A 24,978-nucleotide genomic window follows, 5' to 3' on the forward strand; every position below is an offset into this window, starting at 1 on the left:
ATCGACTCATGGGTCGTCATCACGCCCCCGGCGCCGCGCCGGCGGCAACTCCGCGTGGCCGCAGTTACCTGCGGATCGCGCTCGGCATCGGACTCGTCGCAGTGCTGGTCGCCGGTCTCGTCGCCATCTTCGGCGGCAAGGTCGCGAGCTGCGGCGAACGGTCCGAATACACGGTGATGGCCGACCCCGCCCTCGCCTCGGCCGTCCGTGCCGAGGCGAAGGCGGTCGCCGACAAATGCACCACCTACACCGTCCGTGAGGTGCCCGACGCTCAGGTCGCGGGCAGCCTCACGGGCGGCGGCGAGACCCCCGACCTGTGGCTGGCACCGTCGCACACCCGGGTCGCGGCGGTCTCCGCCCAGCTGGGCCGCGACCTGCCCGCCACCGAGGTGGCGAGCTCGCCGATCGTGCTGGCCGGGGCCTCGATTCCCCAGCCGGCGAGCTGGCTGGAGGCACTCCAGGCCGCCACCATCCGCGCGGTTCCCGCGGATTCCACCTACGCCTCGGCGCCCGTCACCGCGGGCGTCTCCGAGGCCCAGCAACCCGGCGCCAACCGGCAGGCCCTCACGGCCGCCCTCGCGCAGTACGCCCAGGCCGCCAAGCGCGTCTCGGGCGATCCGGTGCGGACCGCGAAATCGCAGGGCGGCGTCGTGGTCGTCCCCGAGTACGCGTACCTCGCCGCCAAGAAGGACGAGCCGGGGGTGGCCGCGGTGGTGCCCAAGACCGGCGCCCCGCGCGACGATCTGCTGCTCACGGTCACCGCGTCCGGCGATCGCGCGACCGACGCGAAGACGGGCGCCGACACCCTCGCCAAGGCCTTCGGTTCGGAGGCGGGCATCGTCGCGCTCGGCGAGGAGGGCCTGCGCGGCAAGGATCTGAGCCCCGCGCCGCCCGCCGGCGTCGGCAAGGTGACCGCGCTGCCCGAACCGAACACCGACGAGCTCACCAAGGCCGAACAGTCCTTCGCCACCCTGGCCGTGCCGCTCAAGGCGCTCGTGGTGGTCGACACCTCCGGGTCGATGAACGACTCGGCGGGCAACACCACCCGGATCGGCATGCTGGCCTCCGGCTTCACCAAGGTGGTCACCCAGATCCCCGACGCCAACGCCGTCGGCCTGTGGACCTTCTCCATCGGCACGGCGACCCGCCCCGACTGGACCGAGGTCGTGCCCACGGCGCCGCTGGACACCCGGCGCGGCGACAAATCGCAGCGTCAGGCACTGCTGGACGGTGTGAACGGGCTGCCCGGCAAGGTCGGCGGCGCCACGGCGCTCTACGACACCACCCTCGCCGCGTACCGGCGCGCGGTGGAGAACTTCGACCCGGCGTACTCGAACTCGCTGATCCTGCTCACGGACGGTTCGGATGAGAAGCCGGGCGGCATGTCGCTCGACGATCTGGTGTCGCGGCTGCGCGCGCTGGTCGATCCCGCGCGGCCGGTGAACATCCACACCGTGGGCATCAGCAAGGACGCCGATCTCGGGGCGCTCAAGCGGATCGCGGACGCCACGGGCGGCACCGCTCAGGAGGCCGACTCCGAGGAGCAGATGCTCACCGATTTCGTGACGGCGGTGGCCAAGCGGGCCAAGTAGGCCTGGTGCCCCCGACACGAATCGAACGTGCGACCTGATCTTTAGGAGAGATCCGCTCTATCCAACTGAGCTACGAGGGCGTGCGGCCACAGTTTAGCTTTGCTCGAACCATCGAAGGGAATCGGCGTGCCGTCCGGTATCACTGTGCTCCTCGTCGTGATCCTCGCGGCGCTGTTCGTCACCCGGCGCCGGATCGTCGCGCGGTGGAACTCGCCGCGGGCGCGCACGGTGGGGACCGCCGGGCTGATCGTCGCCGCGCTGCTCACGGTGGCCACCGCGGTCGGTCTGCTCGCGGGTGCCGGTGTGCTGCCGCCCGGACCGGTCCGGTGGATCAGCGCGGTGGGCCTGACCTGGCTCGCCACCATCTTCTACCTGCTCATCACGCTGATCGTGCTGGGCATCGTCTGGGTCGGGGCGCGGATCGCGGTGCGCCTGCGGCCCGGTCTGGCCGACGGTGCGCGGCGCCTCCTGCGCACCATCGCCGCGGTCGGGCTGATCGGCGCCGTGACCGCCACGGTGTACGGACTGTTCGAGGCGTCGTCGCCGCGGATCACCCACACCGACGTCGCCCTGCCGGCGGCGCCCGCCGAGCCCGGCGACCTGAAGATCGCGCTGATCACCGACCTGCACGTGGGGCCGGTGCGCACCCGCGCCTTCACCCAGCGCGTGGTCGATGCGACGAATGCGCAGAAGCCCGACGTGGTGATCCTCGGCGGCGACCTCATCGACGGCACCGTCGAGCAGATCGGCGAGTACCTCGCGCCGCTCAAGGATCTCCGCAGCCCCTTCGTCTTCGCCGTGACGGGCAATCACGAGTACTACGCCGACGATGCCCGCAACTGGGTGCAGCGCTGGCGGGAGGTGGGCGTGCGGCCGCTGATCAACGAATCGGTGCGGATCTGGCGCGACGGACCGCGTGGCGGTTCGTCCGTCACCTTCGTCGGCGTCAACGACCGCAAGGGCAAGGAGCCGCTGGGCCCCGATTACGACGCCGCGCTCGCGGGAGTCTCCCCCGGGGAGTTCACCGTGGCGGTGGCGCACGAACCCAAGCAGGCCACCGAATTCGCCCGCCGCGGAGTCGATCTGCAGCTCGCCGGGCACACCCACGGCGGCCAGCTGTGGCCCTTCCGCTACCTCGTCCGGCTCGACCAGCCCACCATCGCCGGCCTGGAGCAGGTGGACGGTATGCCGGTGTACACCAGTCGCGGTGCGGGCGCCTGGGGACCGCCGGTCCGGGTGGCCGCGCCGCCGGAGATCGCGATCGTGAACATCCTCTCGCGCTAGCCAGTCGGGGGCGGCATCATGAGGTTGCTCAGGAGAGGAGCCTCGATGTCCGACAGTGCATCCCCGTTCGTCGACCCCGACTATCGCCGCCTGTTCGCGGCGCAGGTGGTGGGCCTGTTCGGCTCGGGCCTGACGACGGTGGCCCTGAGCCTGCTGGCCTACGAGCTGGCGGGGGCATCGGCGGCGGGGGTTCTCGCCACGGCGCTCACCATCAAGATGGCCCTGTACGTGGTGGTCGCGCCGGTCGTCGCGGCGCAGGCCTACCGGCTGCCGCGGCGGGCGCTGCTGGTGGCGTTGCACCTGATCCGGGCGGGGGTGGTGCTGGCGCTGCCGGTGGTCACCGAGATCTGGCAGATCTACCTGCTGGTGGCCCTGCTGCAGGCGGCGTCGGCCGCGTACACGCCCACCTACCAGGCCGTGATCCCCGACCTCCTGCCGGACGAGCGGCAGTACACGCGGGCCCTGTCGGCCTCCCAGCTCGCGACCACGATGGAGACGCTGCTCAGCCCCATGCTGGCCGCGGCCGCGCTGCTGGTGATGAGCTACCAGTACCTGTTCGTGGGCACCGCGATCGGCTTCGTGATCGCCGCCGCCCTGGTGCTGCGCTCGCGGGTGCCGAACCCCGATGCGGCGCCCGAGGGATCGTTCCTGCAGCGCCTGAGTTCGGGCACCCGGATCTTCGTGGCCACCCCGCGGCTGCGCGGCCTGCTGGGCCTGAACCTCACGGTGGCCGCGGCGGGCGCCATCGTCATGGTGAACACGGTCAACTACACCCGCGACGAGCTCGGCGGCAATCAGGCCGATATGGCGCTCGTCCTCGCGGCGAACGGCCTGGGCACCATGGTGGTCGCACTGGTGGTGCCGCGGCTGCTGGACCGCACCCCCACGCGCACGGTGATGCTCACGGGCGGTGCGGTGCTGCCGGTGGCGCTGGTCGCGGCGGTGGTGCTGTCGCGGTTCACCGACGGCACCTGGCGCTGGGCGCTGCTGGCCGCGATCTGGTTCGTGATCGGCGCGGGCACCGCCGCGGTGGTCACCCCGTCGGGGCAGGTGCTGCGGCGCTCGTCCAACGACGCCGACCGGCCCGCCGTGTTCGCCGCGCAGTTCTCGCTCTCGCACGTGGCGTGGTTGATCACCTACCCGCTCACGGGGTGGCTCACCGGCGCCGCCGGACTCACCGTCACCTGGTCGGCGATGCTGGTGCTGGCGCTGATCGGTCTGGCCGTGGCGGTGGCCTCGTGGCCGCGGCAGGATCCCGTGGAGATCACCCACAGCCACAAGGAGGGCGAGGTCGACCCGGCGATCATCGCCGATGCCACGCCGGTGGGCGACGGCTGGTTCGAGCACACCCACGCGTACGTGATCGACGGTGCGCATCCGCGCTGGCCGGACCCGGACGGCCGGCTGATCGGCTGAGCCCGGCTCAGGCGTCGCGGGCCTCGGCGGCGCCGCGCGAGGCGAGCTGGTCGGCGAGTTCGTTGCCCTCGTTGCCGGCGTGCCCCTTCACCCAGCGCCAGTCGATCTCGTAGCGGCCGGCGACCTCGACGAGCCGCTGCCACAGCTCCACGTTCTTCACCGGCTGCTTGTTGGCGGTCTTCCAGCCGTTGCGCTGCCAACCGGCGACCCACTTGGTGATGCCGTTCTTGACGTACGAGCTGTCGGTGTAGAGCACCACGGGGTAGGGCTTGGTGATCGCCTCCAGCGCCGAGATGGCACCCATCAGCTCCATCCGGTTGTTGGTGGTGTCCTTCTCGGCGCCGTACAGCTCCTTGGTGTGCTCGCCGAAGCGCAGCACCGCACCCCAGCCGCCGGGCCCGGGATTGCCCAGGCACGCACCATCGGTGTAGATCACGATCTCGTCCGCCACGAGGATCAATCGTAGCGACGGGATGGCCCGGCCCCGCCTCCGTATCTCCGTTGCAGCGCGGTAAGCATGCCGGGGGTCACGATTGCGAGTGTGTTTTTCCAGCGGCGGTCGCCGCGAACCGCGTTGAAGTCGGAATCAGACGTTACGAGAAAGTGCGCGCCGACCTGGAGGGCGCATGCGAGCACCATCCCGTCCTCATGGTCGAGGGCAGGCTGATGCGTGCCTCCTCGCACCGCGCTGATCGGTTCCTGAAACCCGTCGTGCTCCGGAAGACGCGCGAACGACATGACGGCATCGCTGATGAAATCGCGCGCCTCATCGCGGGTCCAGCCCAGGCCCGCTGTCTCGGCTGTAGGGCCGGACTCGGGTTGCGTCAGCTTCGTATACAGCGTCTTGATCATTGATCGGCTGATGTAAACGATGGCGGTGAGCGAGGGGGTGAAAAGCCCGCTGGCTGCCATCCGCCACACGCGGTAGTCGTCCATCTGGGGCTGCTCACGGTCCGGGATCGGGCGTTGGGCGACCGCACGGTCCAGCCGCTCGCGATCGCTCTGGACGGCGTTGGTGCCAAGCAGATCGGCGACGTTCAGCCAGACGTTGATATCGAAGACGAAAGTCCTCGGCTCGGTGGCAAGTTCAACGAAACGCGGTCCGCCGGTCATCGATCCTCGGGCAAGTCCCGGAGGATCTCCTCCACCACTTCATTGACGTCAGCCGCGTGGGCGAGTGGTTTCTCGCACGCCTGTGTAGGTATCACGGCTGAGGTATCTTCCCGGATTTCGGCTTCTTCGCGAGTCAGGGCTTCGAGCCACCCTCGATCAGTCTCCCGTAGCGCGCGTGGCGATTCACGGAGCCCATCGACCACGGACCCCTTTTTGCGTATGCGCGCCGACCCCATGTCACGAGGATATCTCGTGTTGAGGTTCGTCGTCGATCTCGATCCATCCCCACACGACGGACCCCATGACTCCCACATTGGTGATGTCCAGAAGGCCGTCGGTGGGAACATGGATTCCGGTTCCGGCGAGGAGGACAAACCGACCGAGGCTCCGTGCGTAATCGAGCCAGTCGAGATTCTCTTGAGCCAGGGTGAAGTCGGCTTCCCGAAGCAACTCGAAGGCGCTGACGTCTGCACTGAGTACGCCCGGTCGAACAACGCGTGCGTGCCCCACGGCGTCGGCGTCAAGGATACCTAGACTGGCGAGCTGCATTCCGCAATTCATCAGGTTCTGAACGAAGGCAGATACGGTATCGCCGTTGGGCTTTCGAACAATCTCTGAGTAGCTTATCTGGACGACCAGCAGCGGTACCACTGTGTCCTCGTCGAACAGGAGTGCACCTGGCCGCCAATCACACGTCATCTCCACGGGTGGAGGGGCTGTTTCGAGTTCAGGGTCGATGATGACGTGAGGCATACTGCACCGAAAGTGCGTGATGAAGAGTTGGACTGTCGTCCTGGTGCCCGGCTGGCCTGCCGTGGCGTGTGTCCGCAGAGAGCGCGGGGCGATTACGACGCAGGAGAGTTCCGCGGAGCCGAGATCTTCGTGGCACAATCCGCACCTGGTTTGAAAGGTTACAGCCTGCTGTACCACGGCCTCGGGATCATCGAATGCGCTTCGAAGGTCGCGAGGCCAGTAGACAATAGGGCCCATCTTCTCCTCCGTCATCGATTCATCTTGCTGAGAAGCATAATGACGGTGACTGACACGAGTTATACGGGAGGTGTTGTGCCGAACAATCACTACCACCACCTCGTCTTCGGCGATGACGCGTTGGAGCGGCAACGCGCGAACGGCAGCTACGTGGCCTACGGGCGGCAGATGGAGCGCGGCGACGACGGGCCGCAGGAGCTGTCCGACCGCGAGCTGCTCATGATCACCCGCGCCGATCAGTTCTGTCTGGCCACCGTCACGCCCACCGGCTGGCCGTACCTCCAGTACCGCAGCGGCCCGGCCGGATTCGTGCGGTACGACGCGGCGACGGGGCGGCTGCGGTTCACCGATCTGCCGGGGAACAACCAGTTCGTCACCCTCGGGAACCTGGCCGACGACGACCGCCTCGCGATGTTCTTCGTGGACTATCCGCGCCGTATCCGGCTCAAGGTCTTCGGTCGCGGACGGGTGGTCGAGGACGAGGCGGGCCGGGCCATCGAGATCGCGGTGGAGGCCTTCGACTGGAACTGCTCGCGCAGCATCATCCCGCGGTTCGACCGCGACTATCTGGCGCAGCTCGGTGCCGCCTATCAGAAGGTCGCGGCGGAGCGGGAGGACGAGCTGACCGCGGAGATCGAGCGGCTCCGGGCGCGGGTGGCCGAACTGGAGGCGCGGTAGCTCACAGGGGGCCGGTGGGCCCGTCGTAGGAGTTCTGCCGGGGGATCGCCTCGGTCACCGGATTCGGCGAGACCCGCACCGGCCGCGGCGGACGCTTGACCACCACGGTGTCCTGCTGGGAGGGGAGCCGGGGCGACGGTGCCGGGCGCGCCCACCGGGCGTCGGGTGCCGGAATCCGCTGCGGGAGCGGCGGAGGCACCGGCGCCGACGGAACCGGCCGCTGCTCGTGCCGCACCGCCGCCGGGATCGGGGGCGCCGGAGCGGCCCGCCGCGCGAGGAGCAGCAGGACCGCGCCGACACCCACCGCGGCGCCGCCGGCGATCGCCACGAACGGTCCGGGCCCGGCCGCCACGTCGAGGTCGAGCGAGACGCCCTGCACGGGCACCGTCCGGCTGCCGACGAGCCGCACCAGGGCGTACCCGGCCACGCCGATGCCGGCGAGCCCGGACGCGGCCACCAGGCCGGCCGCGGACCGTCGGACAGTGGCCGGGCGAGCCAAGGCCGCGACGGCACCGAGCACGATCGCCGCCGCACCGGCGGCGATCACCGCCGCACCGACCCAGGCGCCGTCGGTGGGGACCTGCGAGGCCACGTCGACACCGCCCACGGCGGGCGCCGAGACCTCGCCCAACCCCGTGACCTCCGCCTTCACCTGCGCCGGGAGGCCGGGCAGCGCGGGGAGGTCGGCGGTCGCCGAGAACCAGGTGAGGAACGCCGCGGCGATCAGCGCGGCGCCGCCCAGGGCGGCCGCCACGACGCCCGCGTACCGCGGAAGAGCGGACGGGGCGGACTTCGAATCGGGCATTGCGGACCTCCTACGGCGATGTGTCCGCAACGCTAGGACCTGCGGGTTGGCGGTCGCTGAAGTCGCGCCAAAGCCGTGGCGGCCCGCCGGTACACTGATCGAATGAGACAACGTCCGAGGATCTGTCCCGTAGCGGTGCTCGGGTGACCGCCGCGGTGCAGTCGGGCGAGGAGTCACCCGACGCCAAGGGACGCGCCAAGACCCGCCGCAAGCTGATCCGGGCCGCCTACTTCGTTTTCGCGCAGCACGGCTACGGCGCCACCACCGTGAAGATGGTGTGCGATGCCGCCGGGTTCACCCGGGGCGCGTTCTACTCGAACTTCACCAGCCTCGAAGAGCTGTTCATCGAGGTCTGGCGCTACCACGTGCAGTGGATCATGGACGTCCTGGCCAAGGTGGTCGAGAGCAACGTGGTGCAGGGCGCCGACTACGGCAAGCTGATCGATATGGCCGTCCGTGCGATCCCGGTCAACGAGCGCTGGCAGCGCGTGAACGGCGATTTCGTGGCCCTGTGCACCCGCACGCCCGAGCTCAACCAGACGGTGCGCGATGCGCAGCAGATGTTGCTGGCCAACATGATTCCCACCGTGATGCACGTGCTGGAGGCCGCCGGCCGCCGGGTCACCGCGCCCGAGGCTCTCGGCTACGCCCTGCTCGCCGTGCACGAGGGCACCGCCTCGTACTGCGTCATCGACCCGGACAACGAGACCCTCAAGCAGAACCGGATCAACCTGCTCACGGCCACGCTGAACATGTACAGCGAGCCCATCGAGCCGTCGGCGTGAGCCGCACCGCGCTCGTCATCGGGATCGGCGCCGGCGATCCCGGGCACGTGACCCTCGGTGCCGTGGACGCGATGGGCGAGGCCGATGCCTTCTTCGTGCTCGACAAGCCCTCGGCCTCCTCGCTCACCGATGCCCGGCAGGCGATCCTCGCGCGGCACGCCCCGGACACCCCGGTGATCCTGGTGCCCGATCCGCCGCGCGACCGGTCGGCCGAACGCGGCGAGTCCCGGCCCGACGGTGCCTACGCGGCCAACGTGGACGCCTGGCACGACGCCCGCGCACAGGCGCTGGCGGCGGCGATCGCCGAGCACGTGCCCGAAGGTGGACGGGCCGGATTCCTGGTGTGGGGCGATCCGTCGCTGTACGACTCGACGCTGCGGGTGATCGAGCGGGTGGGTGCCGTGTTGCCGATCGCCCCGAAGGTGATCCCGGGCATCACCAGCGTGCAGGCGCTCACTGCTGCGCACGCGATCCTGCTCAACCGGGTGGGGGAGCCGATCCACATCACCACCGGCCGGCGCCTGGCGGGCGACGGGTTCTCCGACGGTGCGGGCGGCAACACCGTGGTGATGCTCGACGCCGACTGCACCTTCCGGCGGACCGCGCGGCCCACCGACCACATCTACTGGGGCGCGTATCTCGGTACACCCGAGGAGATCCTGATCGACGGGCCCGTCGGCGAGGTGGGCGAGAGGATCGCCCGGACCCGTGCGCAGGCGCGCGAGCGGCACGGCTGGATCATGGACATCTACCTGCTGCGCCGTCCCATCGCCTGAACCCGTTCGCGCGCCGGATCAGTTGAGCGCGGACAGGACCCGCTCGGCCAGTTCGGGGCGGCACACCACGAGGTCCGGCAGATACGGATCGGGATTGTTGTAGGTGAGCTCGGAGCCGTCGAGGCGGCTGCAGTGCAGGCCGGCGGCCCGCGCCACGCCCACCGGCGCGCACGAGTCCCACTCGTACTGGCCGCCGGCGTGCAGGTACACATCCACCTGCCCGGTGACCACGGCCATCGTCTTGACGCCGGCGGAGCCGAGCGAGACCGGTTGCAGTCCCAACTGATCGGCCACCCGGAACATCCCGGGGGTGGCGCGGCTGCGGCTCAGGGCGAGGTTGCCGGTGAGCGGTCCGGTGGGCGCGGTCACGGTGTCGGAGCGGAACACCCGGTCCATCGCGGGCAGTGAGACGGCGCTGTGCACCGGCTGCCCGTTCTGCGTGAGCGCCACGTGCACGGCGTAATCCGGACGGTGCGCGGCGTAGTCGCGGGTGCCGTCGAGCGGGTCGATCACCCACACCCGGTCGGCGCTGAGCCGCTCGGTGGAATCGGGCGCCTCCTCGGAGAGCACGGCGTCCTGGGGGCGGTAGCGACGCAGGACGCGGGCGATCCAGGCCTGCGCGAGCCGGTCGCCGGTGTCACCGAGGATGCCGTCCTCGAGCAGCGAGCCGTGGCGGATGGCCTGCAGGATCCGCCCCGCCCCGTCGGCGATCTCGGCCGCGAGCTCGATGTCGGACAGCATGCCACCGTCGGAACGGCTCGAAAAGGTCATACCCCCACCCTAGAGTGGGCCTATGCCGGAGCTTCCCGAGATCGCCGCTATCGCGCAGTACGTGGCCGAGAAGGCCGTGGGAACGCAGATCCGTCGGGTGGATGTGGCGGCGCTGTCGGTGCTCAAGACCTTCGCGCCCGGCCCGCACGATCTGGTGGGCGCCACTGTGACCGGGACGGACCGGATCGGCAAGTACTTCGTGCTGTGGACCGAGAAGAACGGCGATCGCGTCGCGCTGGTCACGCACCTGTCGCGGGCGGGATGGCTGCGCTGGTCCGACAAACTCTCGCCCACCCCGCTCAAGCCGGGCGGCAAATCGCCGATCGCGCTGCGGGTGCACGTGGGTCCGGAGGGGGAGGGTTTCGATCTCACCGAGGCGGGCACGCAGAAGCGGCTCGCGGTGTGGATCGTCCGCGATCCCAGCGAGATCGAGATGGTGGCCACGCTCGGTCGGGATGCGCTCGCGGTGAGTCGAGAGGACTTCGGCGCGATCCTCGCGGGCTCGCGGGCCCAGTTGAAGACTCTGCTGCGTGATCAGCGCACCATCGCGGGGATCGGTAACGCCTATTCGGACGAGATCCTGCACACGGCGAAGCTCTCGCCCTTCGCCATCGCGAAATCGCTCGACGAGGCGCAGGTCGATGCGCTGTACGCGGCGATGCACGCGGAGCTCGACGATGCGGTGGCCCGCTCGGTGGGGCAGCACGTCGCCACGCTCAAGGCGGAGAAGCGCTCGGGGATGAAGGTGCACGGCCGCACCGGCAGTCCGTGCCCCGTGTGCGGCGATACGGTGCGCGAGGTGTCGTACGCCGACCGGAACTTCCAGTACTGCGCCACCTGCCAGACGGGCGGGAAAATCCTCGCTGACCGCAGAATGTCCAAGCTGTTGAAGTAGGGCGCATATCGCCCGAAACGCCCTGAGGTTAGGCATTGCTGCATAGTGCGGTGAAGGCGTGCCTTACCTTCTACTCCATGAACTGGGGTGATGCCGTCCCGAACTTCCTGATCGGCCTGCGTGAAGGTCTGGAAGCGGGACTGATCGTGAGCATCCTGCTGGCCGCCGTGAAGAAATCGGGCGGTTCGCGGGTGCCGGTGTGGTTGGGCGCGCTCGGCGCGGCCTCGTTGTCGGTGAGTTTCGGTGCGGTGTTGACCTTCACCACCTCCGAGATGTCGGCGACGGCGCGGGAGGTGGTCGCGGGAACGCTGAGCGTGCTCGCGGTGATCCTGGTGACGGTGATGATCTTCTGGATGCGCCGCACCGCCGCGACGCTCTCGAAGGGTCTGCGCGGCGATGTCGAGGCCGCGATGGCGCTCGGCGCGGGCGCGCTGGTGCTCACCGCCTTCTTCGCCGTCGCGCGCGAGGGCCTGGAGACCACGCTGTTCCTATGGACCGCCGCCCGCGCCTCCGGTGACGCCGTGGGACCCGCCGTCGGCGCGACCCTGGGGCTGCTGGTGGCCTTCGGGTTGTGCGTGCTGCTGTACCGGCAGGCCGTCCGCCTCGACCTGGGCAAGTTCTTCAGCTACACCGCGATCCTGCTCATCGTGGTGGCGGCCGGCGTCCTCTCGTACGGCCTCGGCGACCTGCAGAACGCGGGCGTGCTGCCGGGCCGCACCTGGCTGGCGTTCGATCTCACCGGCACCGTCAACCCCGACGCCTGGTGGGTCGCGCTGTTCTCCGGCATCACCAACCTGTCCCCGAAGATGACGGTGCTCCAGGTGTTCGCCTGGCTGGCGTACCTGGTGATCGTGCTGTGGGCCTTCCTGCGCACCACGCCGGCGCCGCCCGAGGCGCACACCAAGAGCCGGTTCGAGACCTGGGCCGAGAACCTCGCCGGCCGGCAGGTGTGGCCGGTGGCCGCGGTGATCGTGCTCGTTCCGCTCCTGGTGGCCGGCCTGATCATCGCGATCCTGCCGTCGAAGCCCGCTGTCGCCGGGGCCGTGACGGTCACGGCCGAGGACTGCGCGCGCGAGTTCAGCGGTGCGGGCCCCGGGCTGCAGCGGATCTCGGTGACCAACAAGTCCGGCAAGTCGGGCGAGATCAACCTGGTGGACGCCGGCGGCGCCGTGGTGGGGGAGATCGAGACCATCGGTCCCGCCACCACCGCGGATCTCTCGGCGACGCTGGGCAACGGCACCTACCAGTTCGTCTGCTACCTCGCGGGCCAGCAGCCCACCCGGTCGGAGCAGTTCACCGTGACCGGCGGTTCGGGCGAAGCGCCCAAGGCCGTCGACCGCGTCACCAAGGCCGACCTGGAGGGCGTGAACGCCACGTACCAGGACTACGTGCTCCAGGTGCTGCCCACCGTGGAGTCCGCGCTCGGCCGGGTCCGGTCGGCGCTCGCGGGCGGCGATGTCGACGGTGCGAAGCGGGCCTGGCTCGACACCATGACCGCGTGGGAGCGGGTCGGCGCCTCGTACAACAGCTTCGGCGCGGCGGGGAAGGCCGTCGCGGGCCTGCCGGACGGTTTCGCCGACGGTGTGCGCGATCCGGAGTTCTCCGGCATCCGGCGGATCGAGTACGGCCTGTACCGCGGCGAGGCGCCCGCCGCGCTCCTGACGCAGGTCGATAAGACCAGCGAGGGGCTGCAGAAGGTCCGCACCGATCTGCGCACAGACGAGATCGCGGGCGATCCGGTGACCCTCACCAAGCGGGCGCAGGAGATCCTCGAGGACGCCCTGCGCGATCACCTCACCGGGGTCAGCGATCAGGGCGCGCACGCCGGATACGCGGCCACCGCAGCCGGCGTCGATGCCACTCGCGCCGTGCTGCGGATCGTCGAGCCGCTGCTGGTGACCCGCGCACCGGAACTGCTGCCCACGGCGCGCCGGGAACTCGACGAGGTGATCCGCGCGCTCGACGCGGTCAAGCGCCCCGACGGGACGTACCCGCCCCTCGACACCCCGCCGCTCGCGCAGCGGCAGAAGATCAACGGCACCGTCGGCCAGGCGCTGGAGACGCTCTCGGCCGTGCCCAACCTCCTGGAGAAGCCCAAGCATGAGCGATGAGAAGAACGGCGGCACCGACCGCCGGAAGTTCCTGCAGGGCACGGCCGCCGGTGCCGTGGGTGCGGCCGCCCTCGGCGCGGTGCTGGTGGGCGGCGCCCGCAGCGACGCGCGGGGCACCGGCCCGACGGTGAGCGAGACCTACCCGTTCCAGGGCAAGCACCAGTCCGGTGTGCTGACGCCGGACCCCGCGAACAAGCAGTCGCATCTCATGGTGGCCGCGTTCGATGTGATCGCCGCCGACCGCGCGGGCCTGGAGGGCCTGCTGCGCACCATCACCGAGCGATCGCGTTTCCTCACCACGGGTGGTGCCCCGGCCGATCTCGGCGTCGGTAAGCCGCCGTCGGACAGTGCGGTGCTGGGGCCGGTGGTCCCGGCCGACGGCCTCACGGTGACCCTCGGCGTGGGCGAGAGCCTGTTCGACGGGCGGTTCGGGCTGGCGGGGGTGAAGCCGAAGCGGCTCACGCCGATGACCACCTTCCCGAACGATCAGCCCGATCCGACGCAGTGCCACGGCGATCTGGTGATCCAGTTGTGCGCCAACAACCCCGACACCGTGCACCACGCCTTGCGCGATATCGCCAAGCAGACCCGCGGCGCGATGCAACTGCGGTGGAAGATGCAGGGTTACGGTACCCCGCCGCGGCCGGGTGGATCGCCGCGGAACCTGCTGGGATTCAAGGACGGTACCGCCAATCCCACCGGGGGCCAGGCGGAGTCGCTGATCTGGTTGGACGGGGCCGGATCGGACGAGCCCGCCTGGACCGAGGGCGGCACGTACATGGTGGTGCGGCTGATCCGGATGCTCGTCGAGTTCTGGGACCGCGTCTCGATCGCCGAGCAGGAGGGCATGTTCGGGCGGCGGCGCGATAGTGGCGCACCCCTCGACGGTGCCGAGGAGTTCGACGAGCCGGACTACTCGAAGGACCCCGACGGCGATGTGATCCCGGTGGATTCGCACATCCGGCTCGCGAATCCGCGCGAGGGCGAGAAGACGGAGAAGCAGCGTTTGGTGCGCCGGTCGTACAACTACGACCTGGGGCTGGACGTGAACGGCAACATGGCCTGCGGGCACGTCTTCATCTGCTTCCAGCGCGATATCCAGGGGCAGTTCGAGGAGGTGCAGAAGCGGCTGATCGACGAGCCGCTCACCGACTACGTGACGCCCTTCGGGGGCGGGTACTTCTTCGCGGTGCCGGGTGTGAAGGACGACCGGGATTTCTTGGGCTCCGGGCTGTTCGCGTGAGGGCGGCGGGATGGCCGAGGGCATCCCTCGTCCCACAGCCGGACACCACGATGCCGCCGCCCCCTGGGTGATGGGAACGGCGGCATTCGTGTTCTTCATGCGGCCGGTGAGTGCCGCGGCGGCGTCGACTACTTGATGAGCTTGTCGGCGCCGTCGTTCTTGCCGGTCTCCGGGTCGTAATCGCCGAGCAGGAAGTCGCCCTCGGCGGCCTCGGTCTCGATCTCCTCGGACACGGCTTCGGTCTGCGCGAGCGCGGCGTTGCGGCGCGCGATGGTGGCCGCGGCGCCGGCGACGGCGCCGCCCAGCGCGACGGCGGCGAGCCAGGGCTTGTTCAGGCGGTCGCCCAGCAGGTGGTCGACGGAGTACTTGCCGGGGCCGGTGAGGGCCAGCGCGGCCGCGGCGACGCCGAGGGTGATCGGGTACTCGTTGCCGCCGCTCTGCGCGGCGAAGCCCTGCGGGCGGTGCACCTCGGCGGCCACGATGATGGCGCCGACGCCGCCGGCCGCGGCCAGCGGGGTCGCGGCGCCGAGCGCGAGGGCGGCACCGGCCAGCTCGCCGGCGCCGGCGAGGGCGGCGTTCGGCTTGCCGGGGGCGAAGCCCATCGACTCGAATCCCTGGCCGGTGGCGTCGAGGCCGTGGCCACCGAAGACGCCGAACAGCTTCTGTGCGCCGTGGTAGGCGAGGGTGCCGCCGACGGCGGTACGCAGGGCGAGGAGTCCGAGGTCACGTGCGGTGTTGTTCTGTCCCATGGTGGTGGGTCCCTTCCAGCGGAGGTCGACGGTTCTGCCCACGTTCAACCGGACCGTGGTCCGAGTGATTCCGGGATCGCGGAAATGTGTCCCGCCTCACTGTCGAGTCTGCGGGCTCGGCGGCGTCTACGCTTGATTGAGTGAAGTGCATGAGGGGTTTGCTCTGCGGGATGGGGCTCCTGGTGTCGTTGACCCTGCTCGTTACGGCCTGTGCTGACCCGATCGTCGACTACGGGACACCACCTACGGCTTCATCGATCGCTTCGCCCTCGAACGGTGTGCAGGTGTCCGACGTCGATCGGGTCCGCGATCTCGTCGTCGGTACCTGGGTGCGGGTCGAAGCGCCAAGTGAGACGAAGACCCGATACCTCGTCGACGGCACCCGGCAAACGTTGTCGACCAGGAGGGAGGTCGAAGGCGCAGGCCGATGGGAGGTCGTCGTCGGCGACCGCGATGGGGACTACTCACCCACTGTGATTCAGACGCCCGGCGATCCACAGTCCCGAATGATCGTTGCCGCTGTCGACTGGAACTCGATGACGCTGTCGATCCCGTACCGGGGCACGAGCTACCACTACACGAGGGCGGGGCTCCCTCCCCTCGCCGGTTGGTACGGCGGCCACGGGCGTGGCTTGACCATTCGTGCAGACGACTCCGGCACGGGATATTTCACGGTCGTCTGCGACGCCACGGGAGGCAACTGCGTGAACGGCGTGTACTACGACTTCGTAGTCGGTGAGACATTTTTCGAACGGAGCTCGGCGAGTGTCGATCGGACGATCATCGCAGTGCGCCCCGAGCGCGCACGGGCTTTGCTCACGCCTGTCGAGCGTCTGACCCTGGAACGGACGTCCGACATCATCGTGTCGTCGGGCGGAAATACCTTCTGCGGCGTTCAGGCCCGCGCGGCCGCCTGCGGGGCGTAGTCACACCACCAGCTGGCCGGCGAGGTCGGGGGCGGCGGATGCGCCGCCGGTGGCCTGGCGATAGGCGGCGCCGACGAGCTCGAGAGCGCGCACGAGCTGGTCCACGGGGAGCGTGTACGGGATGCGGATGTTGCGTTCGAGCGCACCGTCGATCCCGAAGGCCGAACCGGGGGCGATCCGCACGCCCAGCCCTGCGGCTGCGGCGGCGGTGGCGGTACCGGCCGGTCGCGGCAGGGTGACCCACAGGCACAGGCCGCCGACGCCGTCCGCGACCGTGGCGCCGGGCAGGTGCTCGGCGATCCCGGCGAGCGCGACCGCCCGCGCGGTGCGGAGCGAATCGAGCCGGCCGGGAAGGAAGTCGGCGAGGTGATCGAGCGCGTAGCCCGCCGCGAGCTGTTCGAAGACCGCACCCGCGAGGTCCATGTCGTAGCGGGCGGAGGTGAGACCGTCGGGCGGTGTCTCGGTGCGGATCCAGCCCACCCGCAGGCCCGCCCACACCGTTTTGCTCGCCGAGCCGATGGTGATGATCTGTGCGCCGCGCGGTGCGAGCGCCGCCAGTGGTGGGGGAGCGGGTACGTCCAGGCCCAGCTCGGCCATCGTCTCGTCCACGATCAGCGGTACCCGGTACCGCGCCGAGATCTCGGCCAGCCGAACGCGGCCGGCCTCGTCGAGCAGTAGGCCCGTGGGATTGTGGAAGTCCGCGATGGAGAAGATGATCCGCGGATTCTGCTGTTTCACCACCGCCTCGAACTGATCGAGGTCCCAGCCGTGCTCGGGATGCAGGCCCACCGCCACCGGGCGCGCGTTGTGCCGCCGGATCGCGAGAATGGTGCCGTGGTGCGTGGGCTGTTCGATGAGCACCCGGTCGCCGGGGTGCACCAGGGTGTCCAGCACGATCCGCAGCGCATGCTGCGCGCCCGAGGTCACCAGCACCTGCTCCGCGGTGGTGGGCAGCCCGCGATCGATGTACCGCCGCGCGATCGACTCGCGCAGTGCGCGAATCCCGCCGGGATACAGCCCGATTCCCGCGAGGTAGGGAGGGGCGCACTCGAGGGCGTGCCGGTAGCCGTCGTGCACGATCTGGTCGGGGGCCGACGGTGCCGCGATGTTCAGCCGGATCAGATCGCCCTCGGTTCCGGTGTCCGCGGGTTCGGCCGGCACCTCGTGCGGCAGCGTGAGCACGCTGCGTGCGCCCTGGCGGGACTGCAGGTGCCCGCTGTCGCGCAGCTCCGCGTAGGCGGTGGTCACGGTGGTCCGACTCACCTCCAGGTGCGCGGCGAGCGCCCGCTCGCTGGGGAGCGCGGTGCCCACCGGGACGCGGCCGTCGAGCACCAGCAGGCGCAGCGCCTCGGCCAGGGCGAGGTACGCCGGACGCGGACCGTCGGGCCGCCAGGACCCGAGCTGACGGGTGAGAGTGGCGGCGCCGATCGTGCCAGTCGCTGAGAACATGAGGCCAGTATCTCAGAACTGGCTATGTATTCAAGGTCCAATCGGCGGCAGAGTGGCTCCCATGATGGTGCGACTGGTGAAACTGTTCGTCGGCTTGTGGCTCTACGGAACCGCGATGGCGGCGATTCTGCGCGCAGGCCTGGGCAACATGCCCTGGGACGTGCTGCATCAGGGGATCGCCGACAAGCTCGGCGTGTCCGTGGGCGCCGTGATCATCGTGGTCGGCGCGCTGGTGCTGCTGGCGTGGATCCCGCTGCGCGAGCGGCCGGGCTTCGGCACGGTGGCCAATGTCTTCGTGATCGGCATCGCCTTCGACGTGATGTCGCCACTGTTCCCGTACCACCCGGCCCTGGTGATCGCGATCCCGATGATGCTGCTCGGCATCGTCGGCAATGCCTTCGCCACCGTGCTCTACATCGGCGCCGAGATGGGCCCCGGGCCGCGTGACGGCCTCATGACCGGCCTGGTCCGCAAGACGGGGTGGTCGGTGCGCGTGGTGCGCACCTCGATGGAGGTCACCGTGGTGGTCCTCGGCTTCGCCCTGGGCGGCACCCTGGGCGTGGGCACCGTGCTCTACGCGGTGGGCGTGGGGCCGCTGATCCAGTTGTTCGCCCGCACCGGACTCGGCGGCCCGCAGCTCGCGCGTCACGCCGATAAGGTGGACGAATGCGCATCCTCATCACCGGAGCCAGCTCGGGGCTAGGCGAAGGCATGGCCCGCACGTACGCCGAACGCGGCGAGGACGTGGGCCTGCTGGCGCGCCGCGTCGATCGCCTCGAAGCACTCAAGGCCGAACTCTCGACGGTGCCCGACGGCGGCGCCGTCGAGATCGGTGGCCTGGACGTGACCGACTTCGCCGCGGTGCCCGGCGCGATCGACGATGTGGTCGGACGCCTCGGCGGCCTCGACCGCGCGATCATCAACGCCGGCATCGGCAAGGGCGCGCCCCTCGGCACGGGCAAGGCCCACGCGAACCTGGAGACCGTGCAGACCAACCTCACCGGCGCGCTCGCCCAGATCGAGGCCGTGCTGGAGATCTTCCGCAAACAGGGCCGCGGCCACCTCGTGCTGATCAGCTCCATCGCCGGGCAGCGCGGTATGCCGAAGGCGCAGACCGCGTACTCGGCCAGCAAGGCCGGGCTCACCGCGATCGGCGAGGGCCTGCAGGCCGAGTTCGCGGGCAGCGATATCGCCGTGACCGTGATCAAGCCCGGTTTCATCGAGACCGACATCAACAAGGGGGTGAAGACCTCGATGAAGGTCTCCCTCGATGACGGGGTGAAGGCCCTGGTGAAGGCGATCGACCGCGAGCCCAAGGAGGCGGCGGTCCCGAGCTGGCCGTGGGCACCGCTGGGCGCCGTGCTGCGACACGGTCCCGACGAGCTCACCCGCCGCCTCATCTGACTCACGCCGCCTGGGGCGGCGCTGTGGATCGGTGCACATGCCCGGTGGGCGTACGGGTTTCGACGGTGTGCCTCCCCGACGGGTCGGTGACGGCGCGGCTGGTCCAGCCGGTGGCTTCCTTGGCGTAGTTGCACGCCGCGCACAGTCCCTGCCCGTTCTCCACACTCGTCGGGCCGCCGCGCGCGTGCGCGACGATGTGGTCGGTATGGGCGATCGGAGCATCGCAATACGGAGTGCGGCAGTACCGGTCGCGAGCGGCGATCACCTCCGCCAACCCCGCCGGGAAGAGCCGTGATCGGGAATCCAATGCGTCCACCGCTCCGGATTCCGGTTGCACGTACAAGCGTTTGACCCAGGCCACGGCGTGCTCGGTTGCGCGGCCGATGAGGTGGCGGGCGATCTCGGCCGGGAGTGTGCCGCCGTTCGCGAGATGGGCGGTGCCCGGCTGATCACCGAGCAGCACCGCCGCCGGGATGGTGAGGTTCACCGAGACCGGTTGGCCCTTCGCCACATCACGGCCGGTCAGCCGCGCGAACGCGGTATCGGCCATGATCTGCGCCCGACTCCGCACTTCCCCCGGAGCACCGAACACCCCGTCGGCTGCAGTTTTCAACGCGGCGTACACCCCGACGGCCTGCGCGACCGGCAGCAGGATCGATACCCGCGCCATGCAATCCGGCGCCGGACGGACCGTGACTCGCCGGTCTTTCGCCGCCTGCCCGATCCGGTCCACCGTGGCCCGCGCATCCAACCGGTACGCGGCCTCCCGCACCCGATCCTGCAATCGCCGCAACCCCAAACCGGCAGCGCCGAAGGTCTCACCACACAACGCGGTATCGGCCTCCGTTCGCAGCCGGGGTTCCAGATGCGAGAGACCGGCGATGATCACCTCCACCGCCTCCGGCGAGACATCCCCGTCGCGTAATCGTGCCGCGGTGGCGGGCAGATCCGCCGCCAACACCCGAGCGCGGTTGAGCATGGAAGCGGCTCGATGCGGGGAGACCCGCAGCGCCAACCCGATCTCTGCCGCGACACCGGTCTCCCACCTGTCCTGCGCGACACCGGCAGCGATCCGCTCAGACACCCGCACCCGCAACAACTCCGCGATCAACCGATACTGATCGAAGACCACCCGCGCACGAGCCCGCTCCAACCCGGCAAGACCCGCAACCACACCACCGCCGACATCACCGCCATCCCCTGCGGCGGAAACCGGATTCGTCTTCCTCATCCATACCCGAACACTACGACCACCCATCGACAAGTTTTCATCACTGCAAACCCGCCCACCGCAAACATCGCCGCACACCTCGGGCTACCCCGAGACGACCCTGAGTTGTCCCGGCCGGACCCGGGGGAATGATCGGGGCCGAGCCCGGATGTGCTGGACCTTCGAACTTCGTAGCGTCAGAGGGGTCGAAAGGTGGTGCGAAATGCGCACATTCATTCAGTCCCTCAGCGTGGCGGCCCTCGCCGCAACAGCCCTCGTCGCCGGAACCGGCATGGCCGCCGCGACCCCCGACGACTACGACTACAAGAAGGGGAGCCGCGGCGCCGCCTGCGCCTACGCCGACGGCACCCTCGGCCTCGACGTGGACGCCGGGTTCGTGATCGCCTGCCAGGGCGGCGTCTGGAACACCCCCAAGTCGTCGTGAATCCGGCCCGCACCCTCAGCGCCGCCTGCGCCGCGACGGTCGTCGCCACCGTCGTCATGGTCGCGCCCGCGTCCGCCGAACCGATCTCCACCGCCGGACGGCAATCCGTTCAGCGGGCCCTCGATGCGATGGTGACCGCGGGCTACCCCGGCGCGCAGGTCGTCGTCACCGAAGGCGGACGGGACTGGATCGCGAGCGCCGGCGTCGGCGACGTCCACCGTCGCACGCCCTTCCCCGCCGACGGCTACGTGCGGATCGGCAGCAACACCAAGGCCTACGTGGCCGCCGTGATCCTCCAGCTGGTCGCCGAGCGGCGGATCGGCCTGGACGACACCGTCGACGGTGCCGGGATCGACGGCACCCGGATCACCGTCCGCGATCTGCTGCAGCACACCTCCGGGCTGCCCGATCATCTCGGCCTCCCCGAACTCGACACCGAGGACGCCGCGATGACGGTGCACGATCCCGCCGACCTGGTACGCAAGACCCGCGCCGCGTTCCCACCGCGGTTCGCCCCCGGCGCCCGCGCGGAGTACAGCAACACCAACTACCTCGTGCTCGGACTGCTCGTGGAGAAGATCACCGGGCGGCCGCTCGCGGAGGAGATCCGCACCCGGATCCTCGCCCCGCACGGGCTCACGACGACCTACTACCCGGGCCCCGGCGACACCGTGCCGCGCGCACCCCACGCCGCCGGATACGCCGTGGAGAACGGGAAACGGATCGACATCACCGCCTACGACCCGTCGTGGGCGGGCGCCTCCGGGGCGATGGTGGCCACCCCGTCCGACCTGAACCGCTACTTCCTCGCCGTGCAGAAGGGCACGGTGATCCCGCCGGCGCAGCTCGCCGAGGCACGACGCGCCCCGCGACCGCTCGTCAACCGCGACGGCCTGCGATACGGCCTCGGCCAGGCGGAACTGCCCACCCCGTGCGGCACCGTCTGGGGGCACGGCGGCTCCATTCCCGGCTACCGCACCTACAACGGCGCCACCGCCTCCCGCGCCGTCACCGTGGTCGCGAACCAGCAACCCGCCACCCAGGCGCAGAAGCACGCCATCGAAGCCGCATTCGGCGCCGCGCTCTGCGCGCGCTAGGGAAGCGCTAGACCGCGCGCCCCCGCTCGGACCGGTACCAGCGCACCTGCGCATCGGTCGACGAATCCTGATCCGCCTGCGGCGCAGCACTCCCCGCGATCACCGGCAACAGTGCGTTGGCCTGCGCCTTGCCCAGCTCCACGCCCCACTGGTCGAAGCTGTTGACGCCCCACACGGCGCCCTCGGTGAACACCTGGTGCTCGTAGAGCGCGATCAGCTGGCCCACCACCGACGGGGTGAGCTTGGGCGCGAGAATCGTGGTGCTGGGCCGGTTGCCGGGCATCACCTTGTGCGGCACCACGGCGGGATCGGTTCCCTCGGCGGCGATCTCCTCCGCGGTCTTGCCGAAGGCCAGCACCTTGGTCTGCGCGAACAGGTTGCTCATCAGCAGGTCCTGCATGGTGCCCAGGCCGTCGGTGGTGGGCAGATCGTCGGTCGATTCCGCGAAGCCCAGGAAATCGGCCGGCACCAGCCGGGTGCCCTGATGCAGCAACTGGTAGAAGGCGTGCTGACCGTTGGTTCCCGGTTCGCCCCAGAAGATCTCGCCGGTGTTCACCGTGACCGCGGTGCCGTCCACCCGCACCGATTTGCCGTTCGACTCCATGGTGAGCTGCTGCAGGTAGGCCGGGAACCGGGCCAGATCGTTGGCGTAGGGGAGCACCGCCCGCGATTGCGCGCCGAAGAAGTCCGAGTACCAGAGACCGATGAGCCCCAGCAGGATCGGCGCGTTCTGCTCGATCGGCGCGGTGGCGAAGTGCTCGTCCACCGCGCGGAAACCGGCGAGGAACTCCGCGAAGCGCTCGCGCCCGATCGCGCACATCACCGACAGACCGATCGCGGAATCGACCGAGTAGCGGCCGCCCACCCAGTCCCAGAAGCCGAACATGTTCGCGGTGTCGATGCCGAAGGCCGCCACCCGCTCCGCATTGGTGGAGACCGCCACGAAGTGCTTGGCCACCGCCTCGTCGCCCAGCCCCAGCCCGTCGAGCAGCCAGGTCTTCGCGGCGTGCGCGTTGGTGAGCGTCTCCAGCGTGGAGAAGGTCTTCGACGCCACCACGAACAGCGTGGTCGCCGGGTCCAGCCCGGCCAGCGTGGCCACGATATCGGCGGGATCGACATTGGAGACGAAATGACACCGGAGGCCGGGCTGGCCATAAGCCCGCAGAGCGCGGTAGACCATCGCCGGACCCAGATCGCTGCCACCGATTCCGATGTTCACCATATCGGTGATGGCCTCGCCGGTGGCGCCGCGCCACTCGCCCGTGCGCACCCGATCGGTGAAGTCGCCCATCCGGCCCAGCACCTCGTGCACATCGCCGGTCACGTCCTGCCCGTCCACCGTGAGCGGCGGGTCCGCGGGGGCGCGCAGCGCGGTGTGCAGCACCGCGCGGTCCTCGGTGGAGTTGATGTGCGCGCCCGCGAGCATCGCATCGCGCTTGCTCTCCACCCCGGCCTCGCGGGCCAGCTCCGCCAGGAGGGCCAGGGTCTCGCGTGTCACCCGGTGCTTGGAGTAGTCGATGTACAGGTCGCCCACCCGGAGAACGAGCTCGGTGCCGCGGGCCGGATCGTCGGCGAAGATGTCCCGCAGGTGCAACGGGGCGACGGCGCGATGGTTCGCGTCCAGGGCTCGCCAGGCGGTCGTGGTCGTGATGTCCAGCGTGCTCATGCGCATCAGCCTAGTGTCCTGCGGGCGTTCTCGCCGGGCGGTTACTGTGGCTGGTATGGCTACCGCGCAGCGCGTCCGTGACCTGCTCGAGACGATCCCCACGGGAATCTTCGTGAACGGGGCATTCCGTGACTCCAGTTCCGGCGCAACCTTTCCGGTGCACGATCCGGCCACCGAGGAGGTGCTTGTCGAGGTCGCCGACGCCACCGCGGACGACGGTGCCGCCGCCCTGGACGCGGCCGTCGCCGCAGGTCCCGCCTGGGCCGCCACCCCGGCCCGCGAGCGCGGCGAGATCCTGCGCGCCGCGTTCGAGGGGCTGCACGCCCGCGCCGACGACTTCGCCCTGCTGATGACCCTGGAGATGGGCAAGGCGCTCCCGGAATCGGCGAACGAGCTCAAGTACGGCGCCGAGTTCTTCCGCTGGTTCTCCGAGGAGGCCGTGCGGATCGCGGGCCGGTACACGCCCGCACCCGCCGGCACCGGCCGCATCCTGGTGAGCAAGGTCCCCGTCGGGCCCTGTCTGGCCATCACCCCGTGGAACTTCCCGCTGGCCATGGGCACCCGCAAGATCGGTCCCGCCCTCGCCGCCGGCGCCACCATGCTGGTCAAGCCCGCGGGCCTCACGCCGCTCACCATGCTGCTGCTGGCCGAGGTGCTCAAGGACGCGGGCGTGCCCGACGGGGTGATCGCGGTGCTCCCCACCTCGAAGTCCTCGGCGCTCACCGGACCCCTGCTGGCCGACCCGCGGCTGCGCAAGCTCACCTTCACCGGCTCCACCGGCGTCGGCGCCGCGCTCATCGGGCAGTCGGCGCCCGGCATCCTGCGCACCTCCATGGAACTGGGCGGCAACGCCCCGTTCGTGGTCTTCGACGATGCCGATGTCGACCACGCCGTCGGTCAGGCGCTGCTCGCCAAGCTCCGCAACGGCGGCGAGGCCTGCACGGCCGCCAACCGGTTCCACGTGCACGAGAGCGTGCTCGCGGAATTCACCGACAAGCTGGTCGCGAAGATGAGCGAGTACGTGGTGGGGCCCGGCATCGACGACGGCGTGACCATCGGGCCGCTGGTCTCCGCCGACCAGCGCGACATCGTCTCCGAGCTGGTGCAGGACGCGGTGGGCAAGGGCGCCACGCTGCGGCTCGGTGGCGTCGCCCCCGAGGGCAAGGGCCACTTCTTCCCGCCGACGGTGCTGGCCGACCTCCCCGCCGACGCCCGCATCCTGCGCGAGGAGGTCTTCGGGCCGGTCGCGCCGATCATCGGCTTCAGCACGGAGGACGAGGCGGTGGCCGCCGCCAACGACACCGAGTACGGCCTGGCCTCGTACATCTTCACCCGCGATCTCGACCGTGCCCTGCGCGTGGCCGACCGCATCGACAGCGGCATGGTGGGCGTCAATCGCGGCGTGATCTCCGACCCCGCCGGACCGTTCGGCGGCGTCAAGGCGTCCGGCTTCGGCCGCGAGGGCGGCAGCGAGGGCATCGAGGAGTACCTGGAGACCAAGTACATCGCCCTGCAATAGCCGATCTCTTGGCTCAGTGTGAGTGCAAACCTCGCCGGACCACAGGTGGGTGTG

The 24,978-nt window shown here is 70.0% G+C and carries 24 protein-coding genes and 1 tRNA gene; 15 read left to right on the forward strand and 10 right to left on the reverse strand.

The annotated features are described in order from the left end of the window. Window positions 1–8: 8 nt before the first annotated feature. The gene (locus ABD108_RS08635) at window positions 9–1,592 is read left to right on the forward strand and encodes a VWA domain-containing protein (RefSeq protein WP_343930045.1); all 1,584 of its coding nucleotides are present in this window, start codon (window positions 9–11) and stop codon (window positions 1,590–1,592) included. Window positions 1,593–1,595: 3 nt separating this feature from the next. Here ABD108_RS08635 and ABD108_RS08640 read toward each other — a convergent pair. Further along, window positions 1,596–1,672: transfer RNA gene (locus ABD108_RS08640), tRNA-Arg, on the reverse strand. Between the two features lie 46 nt (window positions 1,673–1,718). Between ABD108_RS08640 and ABD108_RS08645 the strand changes: the two genes are divergently transcribed. Together ABD108_RS08645 and ABD108_RS08650 are read left to right on the forward strand one after the other, a co-directional pair. Continuing rightward, a complete protein-coding gene (locus ABD108_RS08645; protein ID WP_343930046.1) occupies window positions 1,719–2,876 on the forward strand; it encodes a metallophosphoesterase in 1,158 nt (385 codons plus the stop codon). Between the two features lie 45 nt (window positions 2,877–2,921). Then, window positions 2,922–4,292 carry an MFS transporter gene (locus tag ABD108_RS08650; protein ID WP_305111044.1) on the forward strand — a complete coding sequence of 457 codons (1,371 nt, stop codon included), beginning with the start codon at window positions 2,922–2,924 and terminating at the stop codon, window positions 4,290–4,292. Window positions 4,293–4,299: 7 nt separating this feature from the next. On the opposite strand, the gene rnhA is transcribed toward ABD108_RS08650, so the two are convergent. From rnhA to ABD108_RS08665, 3 genes are all read right to left on the reverse strand, one after another. Beyond that, entirely contained in the window at window positions 4,300–4,752 is a 453-nt protein-coding gene (rnhA, locus tag ABD108_RS08655; protein WP_343930047.1) for a ribonuclease HI, read from the reverse strand. Further along, window positions 4,749–5,405 carry a PIN domain-containing protein gene (locus ABD108_RS08660; protein ID WP_305111043.1) on the reverse strand — a complete coding sequence of 219 codons (657 nt, stop codon included), beginning with the start codon at window positions 5,403–5,405 and terminating at the stop codon, window positions 4,749–4,751. The genes rnhA and ABD108_RS08660 overlap by 4 nt, the downstream gene beginning before the upstream one ends. 237 nt (window positions 5,406–5,642) lie before the next feature. Continuing rightward, window positions 5,643–6,410, reverse strand: a complete 768-nt coding sequence (locus ABD108_RS08665) for a hypothetical protein (RefSeq protein ID WP_305111042.1) — start codon at window positions 6,408–6,410, stop codon at window positions 5,643–5,645. 60 nt (window positions 6,411–6,470) lie between these two features. On the opposite strand from ABD108_RS08665, the gene ABD108_RS08670 reads away from it, so the two are divergent. After that, window positions 6,471–7,073, forward strand: a complete 603-nt coding sequence (locus ABD108_RS08670; protein ID WP_220658002.1) for a pyridoxamine 5'-phosphate oxidase family protein — start codon at window positions 6,471–6,473, stop codon at window positions 7,071–7,073. A gap of 1 nt (window position 7,074) precedes the next feature. Here the strand turns inward: ABD108_RS08670 and ABD108_RS08675 are convergent, their stop codons facing one another. Beyond that, window positions 7,075–7,878, reverse strand: coding sequence for a hypothetical protein (locus ABD108_RS08675; RefSeq protein WP_305111041.1), 804 nt, complete (start codon window positions 7,876–7,878; stop codon window positions 7,075–7,077). 143 nt (window positions 7,879–8,021) lie between these two features. On the opposite strand from ABD108_RS08675, the gene ABD108_RS08680 reads away from it, so the two are divergent. Together ABD108_RS08680 and cobF are read left to right on the forward strand one after the other, a co-directional pair. After that, window positions 8,022–8,663: a TetR/AcrR family transcriptional regulator gene (locus ABD108_RS08680; RefSeq protein ID WP_305111040.1), complete on the forward strand. Its 642-nt coding sequence runs from the start codon at window positions 8,022–8,024 to the stop codon at window positions 8,661–8,663. Further along, window positions 8,660–9,439: a precorrin-6A synthase (deacetylating) gene (gene cobF / locus ABD108_RS08685; RefSeq protein WP_343930048.1), complete on the forward strand. Its 780-nt coding sequence runs from the start codon at window positions 8,660–8,662 to the stop codon at window positions 9,437–9,439. The genes ABD108_RS08680 and cobF overlap by 4 nt, the downstream gene beginning before the upstream one ends. Before the next feature lie 18 nt (window positions 9,440–9,457). On the opposite strand, the gene ABD108_RS08690 is transcribed toward cobF, so the two are convergent. Continuing rightward, entirely contained in the window at window positions 9,458–10,210 is a 753-nt protein-coding gene (locus ABD108_RS08690; protein ID WP_220658006.1) for a 3'(2'),5'-bisphosphate nucleotidase CysQ, read from the reverse strand. Between the two features lie 22 nt (window positions 10,211–10,232). Here ABD108_RS08690 and ABD108_RS08695 point away from each other — a divergent pair, with 22 nt between their 5' ends. The 3 genes from ABD108_RS08695 (at window position 10,233) to efeB (ending at window position 14,459) form a co-directional block, all read left to right on the forward strand. Continuing rightward, complete coding sequence (locus ABD108_RS08695) at window positions 10,233–11,105, forward strand: DNA-formamidopyrimidine glycosylase family protein (protein WP_343930049.1); 873 nt, start codon at window positions 10,233–10,235, stop codon at window positions 11,103–11,105. A gap of 77 nt (window positions 11,106–11,182) precedes the next feature. Further along, the gene (gene efeU / locus ABD108_RS08700; protein WP_305111039.1) at window positions 11,183–13,216 is read left to right on the forward strand and encodes an iron uptake transporter permease EfeU; all 2,034 of its coding nucleotides are present in this window, start codon (window positions 11,183–11,185) and stop codon (window positions 13,214–13,216) included. Then, window positions 13,206–14,459, forward strand: a complete 1,254-nt coding sequence (gene efeB, locus ABD108_RS08705) for an iron uptake transporter deferrochelatase/peroxidase subunit (RefSeq protein ID WP_305111038.1) — start codon at window positions 13,206–13,208, stop codon at window positions 14,457–14,459. Before efeU ends, efeB begins: the two co-directional genes overlap by 11 nt. Before the next feature lie 128 nt (window positions 14,460–14,587). Here the strand turns inward: efeB and ABD108_RS08710 are convergent, their stop codons facing one another. Further along, window positions 14,588–15,208, reverse strand: coding sequence for a DoxX family protein (locus tag ABD108_RS08710; RefSeq protein ID WP_343930050.1), 621 nt, complete (start codon window positions 15,206–15,208; stop codon window positions 14,588–14,590). A 170-nt stretch (window positions 15,209–15,378) separates the two neighbouring features. Here ABD108_RS08710 and ABD108_RS08715 point away from each other — a divergent pair, with 170 nt between their 5' ends. Continuing rightward, window positions 15,379–16,134, forward strand: coding sequence for a hypothetical protein (locus ABD108_RS08715; RefSeq protein WP_343930051.1), 756 nt, complete (start codon window positions 15,379–15,381; stop codon window positions 16,132–16,134). Here the strand turns inward: ABD108_RS08715 and yczR are convergent, their stop codons facing one another. Continuing rightward, window positions 16,135–17,583, reverse strand: a complete 1,449-nt coding sequence (yczR, locus tag ABD108_RS08720) for a MocR-like transcription factor YczR (protein WP_305111035.1) — start codon at window positions 17,581–17,583, stop codon at window positions 16,135–16,137. Window positions 17,584–17,644: 61 nt separating this feature from the next. Here yczR and yczE point away from each other — a divergent pair, with 61 nt between their 5' ends. Further along, window positions 17,645–18,286 carry a membrane protein YczE gene (yczE, locus tag ABD108_RS08725; RefSeq protein WP_220658011.1) on the forward strand — a complete coding sequence of 214 codons (642 nt, stop codon included), beginning with the start codon at window positions 17,645–17,647 and terminating at the stop codon, window positions 18,284–18,286. An 8-nt stretch (window positions 18,287–18,294) separates the two neighbouring features. Next, window positions 18,295–18,987, forward strand: a complete 693-nt coding sequence (locus tag ABD108_RS08730; protein ID WP_305111034.1) for an SDR family oxidoreductase — start codon at window positions 18,295–18,297, stop codon at window positions 18,985–18,987. Window position 18,988: 1 nt separating this feature from the next. Here the strand turns inward: ABD108_RS08730 and ABD108_RS08735 are convergent, their stop codons facing one another. Next, window positions 18,989–20,218, reverse strand: a complete 1,230-nt coding sequence (locus ABD108_RS08735) for an HNH endonuclease (protein ID WP_343930052.1) — start codon at window positions 20,216–20,218, stop codon at window positions 18,989–18,991. A gap of 202 nt (window positions 20,219–20,420) precedes the next feature. Between ABD108_RS08735 and ABD108_RS08740 the strand changes: the two genes are divergently transcribed. Together ABD108_RS08740 and ABD108_RS08745 are read left to right on the forward strand one after the other, a co-directional pair. Then, window positions 20,421–20,642, forward strand: coding sequence for a hypothetical protein (locus tag ABD108_RS08740; RefSeq protein ID WP_220658014.1), 222 nt, complete (start codon window positions 20,421–20,423; stop codon window positions 20,640–20,642). Further along, complete coding sequence (locus ABD108_RS08745; protein ID WP_343930053.1) at window positions 20,639–21,739, forward strand: serine hydrolase domain-containing protein; 1,101 nt, start codon at window positions 20,639–20,641, stop codon at window positions 21,737–21,739. Before ABD108_RS08740 ends, ABD108_RS08745 begins: the two co-directional genes overlap by 4 nt. 7 nt (window positions 21,740–21,746) lie before the next feature. On the opposite strand, the gene pgi is transcribed toward ABD108_RS08745, so the two are convergent. Next, a complete protein-coding gene (gene pgi, locus ABD108_RS08750; protein ID WP_343930054.1) occupies window positions 21,747–23,405 on the reverse strand; it encodes a glucose-6-phosphate isomerase in 1,659 nt (552 codons plus the stop codon). Window positions 23,406–23,460: 55 nt separating this feature from the next. Between pgi and ABD108_RS08755 the strand changes: the two genes are divergently transcribed. Then, complete coding sequence (locus tag ABD108_RS08755; protein ID WP_343930055.1) at window positions 23,461–24,924, forward strand: NAD-dependent succinate-semialdehyde dehydrogenase; 1,464 nt, start codon at window positions 23,461–23,463, stop codon at window positions 24,922–24,924. Window positions 24,925–24,978 lie beyond the last annotated feature (54 nt).

Origin of the sequence: Tsukamurella strandjordii, from assembly GCF_039525985.1 — a bacterium.
In the GTDB taxonomy this organism is placed as follows: domain Bacteria; phylum Actinomycetota; class Actinomycetes; order Mycobacteriales; family Mycobacteriaceae; genus Tsukamurella; species Tsukamurella strandjordii.

Coding starts and splice junctions, on each gene's coding strand:
- ABD108_RS08635 (WP_343930045.1), top strand. CDS start 9: ATGGGTCGTCATCACGCCCCCGGCGCCGCGCCGGCGGCAACTCCGCGT.
- ABD108_RS08650 (WP_305111044.1), top strand. CDS start 2,922: ATGTCCGACAGTGCATCCCCGTTCGTCGACCCCGACTATCGCCGCCTG.
- ABD108_RS08660 (WP_305111043.1), bottom strand. CDS start 5,405: ATGACCGGCGGACCGCGTTTCGTTGAACTTGCCACCGAGCCGAGGACT.
- ABD108_RS08665 (WP_305111042.1), bottom strand. CDS start 6,410: ATGACGGAGGAGAAGATGGGCCCTATTGTCTACTGGCCTCGCGACCTT.
- ABD108_RS08675 (WP_305111041.1), bottom strand. CDS start 7,878: ATGCCCGATTCGAAGTCCGCCCCGTCCGCTCTTCCGCGGTACGCGGGC.
- ABD108_RS08690 (WP_220658006.1), bottom strand. CDS start 10,210: ATGACCTTTTCGAGCCGTTCCGACGGTGGCATGCTGTCCGACATCGAG.
- ABD108_RS08695 (WP_343930049.1), top strand. CDS start 10,233: ATGCCGGAGCTTCCCGAGATCGCCGCTATCGCGCAGTACGTGGCCGAG.
- efeU (WP_305111039.1), top strand. CDS start 11,183: ATGAACTGGGGTGATGCCGTCCCGAACTTCCTGATCGGCCTGCGTGAA.
- efeB (WP_305111038.1), top strand. CDS start 13,206: ATGAGCGATGAGAAGAACGGCGGCACCGACCGCCGGAAGTTCCTGCAG.
- ABD108_RS08710 (WP_343930050.1), bottom strand. CDS start 15,208: ATGGGACAGAACAACACCGCACGTGACCTCGGACTCCTCGCCCTGCGT.
- ABD108_RS08715 (WP_343930051.1), top strand. CDS start 15,379: ATGGGGCTCCTGGTGTCGTTGACCCTGCTCGTTACGGCCTGTGCTGAC.
- yczR (WP_305111035.1), bottom strand. CDS start 17,583: ATGTTCTCAGCGACTGGCACGATCGGCGCCGCCACTCTCACCCGTCAG.
- yczE (WP_220658011.1), top strand. CDS start 17,645: ATGATGGTGCGACTGGTGAAACTGTTCGTCGGCTTGTGGCTCTACGGA.
- ABD108_RS08730 (WP_305111034.1), top strand. CDS start 18,295: ATGGCCCGCACGTACGCCGAACGCGGCGAGGACGTGGGCCTGCTGGCG.
- ABD108_RS08735 (WP_343930052.1), bottom strand. CDS start 20,218: ATGAGGAAGACGAATCCGGTTTCCGCCGCAGGGGATGGCGGTGATGTC.
- ABD108_RS08740 (WP_220658014.1), top strand. CDS start 20,421: ATGCGCACATTCATTCAGTCCCTCAGCGTGGCGGCCCTCGCCGCAACA.
- pgi (WP_343930054.1), bottom strand. CDS start 23,405: ATGAGCACGCTGGACATCACGACCACGACCGCCTGGCGAGCCCTGGAC.
- ABD108_RS08755 (WP_343930055.1), top strand. CDS start 23,461: ATGGCTACCGCGCAGCGCGTCCGTGACCTGCTCGAGACGATCCCCACG.